The 2,808-nt window shown below is 61.1% G+C and carries 3 protein-coding genes; all 3 read left to right on the forward strand.

Going from position 1 to position 2,808, the window contains the following annotated elements:
• Nucleotides 1-7: 7 nt before the first annotated feature.
• Nucleotides 8-1,675 (forward strand): CTP synthase, encoded by a 1,668-nt coding sequence (locus VGH68_RS27975; protein WP_331606977.1) that lies wholly within the window; start codon nucleotides 8-10, stop codon nucleotides 1,673-1,675.
• Nucleotides 1,672-2,526 (forward strand): 3-deoxy-8-phosphooctulonate synthase, encoded by an 855-nt coding sequence (gene kdsA / locus VGH68_RS27980; protein ID WP_331606976.1) that lies wholly within the window; start codon nucleotides 1,672-1,674, stop codon nucleotides 2,524-2,526. The genes VGH68_RS27975 and kdsA overlap by 4 nt, the downstream gene beginning before the upstream one ends.
• Nucleotides 2,527-2,701: 175 nt before the next feature.
• Nucleotides 2,702-2,808: hypothetical protein (locus tag VGH68_RS27985; protein WP_331606979.1), on the forward strand; the 107-nt coding region annotated here is incomplete at its 3' end.

Genomic DNA, 2,808 nt, shown 5'->3' on the forward strand with positions numbered 1-2,808 from the left:
TCCAGCGATGACCAAATATGTTTTCGTCACCGGCGGCGTAGTTTCTTCCCTCGGCAAGGGTATTGCCGCCGCTTCCCTCGCCGCGATCCTCGAATCGCGCGGTCTGAAAGTCACCCTCCTCAAGCTCGATCCCTACATCAATGTCGACCCCGGCACGATGAGTCCGTTTCAACACGGCGAAGTGTTCGTGACGGAAGATGGGGCGGAGACTGACCTCGACCTCGGCCACTATGAGCGCTTCATCAGCACGAAGATGCGCAAGGCCAATAACTTCACCACGGGCCAGATTTACGAATCGGTAATCCGCAAGGAACGCCGCGGCGATTATCTCGGCAAGACGGTGCAGGTCATTCCGCACATCACCAACGAAATCCAGGCTTTCATCGAGCGCGGCGCAGCATCTGCGACGTGCGGTGAGCCGGATGTGGCCATCGTCGAAGTAGGGGGCACGGTGGGCGATATCGAATCGCTGCCCTTCCTCGAAGCGGCTCGCCAGATGAGTCTGCGCCTCGGCCGCAACAGCGCGTGCTTCGTGCACCTGACGCTGGTGCCCTGGGTTGCCACGGCCGGCGAACTGAAAACCAAGCCTACCCAGCACAGCGTGCAGAAGCTGCGCGAAATCGGTATCTCGCCGCATGTGCTGCTGTGCCGTGCCGACCGTCGCATTCCGGACGACGAGCGCGCCAAGATCTCGATGTTCTCGAACGTGCCGGAAGACGCGGTGATCTCGGTATGGGACGCGGACAGCATCTACAAGATTCCGCAAATGCTGCACGACCAGGGCATGGACGCGATCGTCTGCGAAGAGCTGAAGCTCACGCCGAAGCCCGCAGACCTGTCCATCTGGGCGGAGATGGTCGACAAGCTCGAACGTCCGAAGCACGAAGTCACGATCGGCATGGTCGGCAAGTACGTCGATCTGACGGAGTCGTACAAGTCGCTGATCGAGGCGCTGCGCCATGCGTCGATCCACACGTCGACCAAGGTGAACATCGAATATATCGACTCGGAAGAGATCGAAACGCAAGGTGTCGAAAGCCTCAAGCATCTCGACGCGGTGCTGGTTCCCGGCGGCTTCGGCCGCCGCGGTACCGAAGGCAAGATTGCCGCCATCCGCTATGCACGCGAAGCGAAGGTGCCGTACCTCGGCATCTGCCTCGGCATGCAGCTTGCCGTGATCGAATTCGCGCGCGACGTGGTCGGCCTGAAGGACGCGAACAGTACCGAATTCGATCAGAACACGCCGAACCGCGTGGTCGCGCTGATCACCGAGTGGTACGACCGTGACGGCCGCGTCGAAAAGCGCACCGAAGAGTCGGACCTGGGCGGCACGATGCGTCTTGGTTCGCAGCGTTGCCCGATCAAGCCCGGCACGATGGCCGAAGAGATCTACGGCAAGGACGTGAACGAGCGTCACCGTCACCGTTATGAAGTCAACAACCGCTTCGTGCCGCAGCTCGAAGGCGGCGGTCTCGTCATCAGCGCGCGTACGCCGAGCGAAGATCTGCCGGAAATGATGGAGCTGCCGCGCGCGATGCACCCGTGGTTCGTCGGCGTGCAGTTCCACCCGGAGTTCACGTCTACGCCGCGTGACGGGCATCCGCTGTTCAAGTCGTTCGTCGAGGCAGCGCTTGCTCATCAACTGCAGTTGGCGGGCGTCGAGGAGAAAGCATGAAACTGGGCGATTTCGAAATCGGGCTGGACAAGCCGTTTTTCCTGATCGCGGGCACCTGTGTCGTCGAATCGGAACAGATGACGATCGACACGGCCGGCAAGCTCAAGGAAATCTGCGCGAAGCTGAACATCCCGTTCATCTACAAATCGTCTTACGACAAGGCCAACCGTAGCAGCGGCAAGTCGTTCCGTGGCCTGGGTATGGACGAGGGCTTGCGCATCCTGTCGGAAGTGAAGCGTCAGCTCGGCGTGCCGGTCCTGACCGACGTGCATGCGGAACACGAGATCGAGCAGGTTGCGTCCGTGGTCGACGTGCTGCAAACGCCCGCGTTCCTGTGCCGTCAAACCGACTTCATCCACGCGTGCGCGCGTTCGGGCAAACCGGTCAACATCAAGAAGGGCCAGTTTCTCGCGCCGCACGACATGAAGAACGTGATCGACAAGGCGCGTGATGCCGCCCGCGAAGCGGGGCTGTCGGAAGACCGCTTCATGGCGTGCGAGCGTGGCGTGTCGTTCGGTTATAACAACCTGGTCTCCGACATGCGCTCGCTCGCCATCATGCGCGAGACTCATGCGCCGGTCGTGTTCGACGCCACCCACTCGGTCCAGTTGCCGGGCGGTCAGGGCACGAGTTCGGGCGGTCAGCGCGAATTCGTGCCGGTGCTGGCGCGCGCCGCGGTGGCTGTAGGCGTATCGGGTCTCTTCATGGAGACCCATCCGAAGCCCGCGGAAGCCAGGTCGGACGGTCCGAATGCCGTGCCTCTGCATCGCATGGCCGAGCTGCTCGAAACGCTTGTCACGCTTGATCGGGCCGTCAAACGTACGGCGTTCCTCGAAAGCGACTTCAACTGAGTCACGCGTTCGCGGCGTGTCATGATTGGCTTGGATAATAGGCACAGTCCGGCGCGCGGCGAACGTATGCAATGGTCGTCGAACGTATCCGCGCAAAAGTTGTCTGCTGGGGAGACCAGCGTGTGCCGGACGCAGGTTCAGAGTAAAGAATTCAACGTCATTTCTTGAGGAAACCATGAGTGCTATCGTAGATATCATCGGTCGAGAGATTCTCGATTCGCGAGGCAACCCCACCGTCGAATGCGACGTGCTGCTCGAGTCGGGCACGATGGGCCGCGCTGC

This window comes from Paraburkholderia sp., from assembly GCF_036488505.1.
Lineage (GTDB): Bacteria > Pseudomonadota > Gammaproteobacteria > Burkholderiales > Burkholderiaceae > Paraburkholderia.